Origin of the sequence: Achromobacter sp. GbtcB20 (assembly GCF_019091095.1) — a bacterium.
GTDB classification, from domain to species: domain Bacteria; phylum Pseudomonadota; class Gammaproteobacteria; order Burkholderiales; family Burkholderiaceae_B; genus Achromobacter; species Achromobacter mucicolens.
Map to the genome: position 1 here is coordinate 1 of NZ_JAGXJZ010000077.1, position 879 is coordinate 879.

General features: G+C 62.3%; 1 protein-coding gene. It reads right to left on the bottom strand.

What is annotated here, in order from left to right:
- Positions 1–879: AAA domain-containing protein (locus KVT32_RS27830; protein WP_305864153.1), on the bottom strand; the 879-nt coding region annotated here is incomplete at both ends.

The following is an 879-nucleotide window of genomic DNA, read 5'->3' on the forward strand; positions in this document are numbered from 1 at the left end:
CGGGAACGCCCTCCTGCTCGGTTAACCGGTTCACCAGATCGCGTGCCGCCGTTCCTTCGTTTGGAACCCAATGGCCATTACTCGTATCCGACCGCACATCGATCCAGTGACACGCTGGGTAGGATTTCTGCGTGACCGCCTTCCCCTGGACCATCAGGCCATCGTAGGCGATCTGGTTGCTGATCGAGAACATGGGGTCGTCGCAGCGTCGGTGGACGCGCAAGGGAGAACCAACCCAGATTTTCTCCATGGCCTCATCGGGCAGCCAGGTGCCCATGGTCATGGTCTGATCGGCTAGGCGCTGAGCAGAGGTGTCGCCGGGCCACCAGGGTTTTCCCACGCCGAAGTGCTTGGCGAGCGCGCCTTGCAGCCCTGTGGGTAGCGCCAGTACAGGTTCAAGCTGGTTGGGATCCCCTACAACCACCGTTCGGCGGGCGCGCCAGATTGCACCGGCCGCCTGCTGGGGCATTGCCTGGCCGGCTTCGTCAATCAGGAGCCAGCCGATGGCTTCGCTGGATACCTGCTTGAACATGCGCGGCAGGGATGCGAACGTTGTCGAAAGCACGGGTACTACAAGGCACAGACTGTCCAGGGCCTGCTGCGCCATTGCTTCGGGCATGTTCTTGCCCGTCAGCCAGTCCGCAGCCAGCCCTAAATTGGCGAGCATTTCGGTTGAATGACGTTCAATGAACGCCCGATGGACCGCCAACGCCGCGAGAAACAATTCCTGGCGCGCTTGTCTCCAGTCGGACGTCGACCATGGCGAGGAGAGTTCGCGGACGGCATCTTCCGCGTGATACATGGGCCAGGCGCTACCGAGCGTTTGCTGCGCCTGTTCCAGCTGGCGCTGCGCCTGTTCGGCGTCCGATAGCGCTTGGG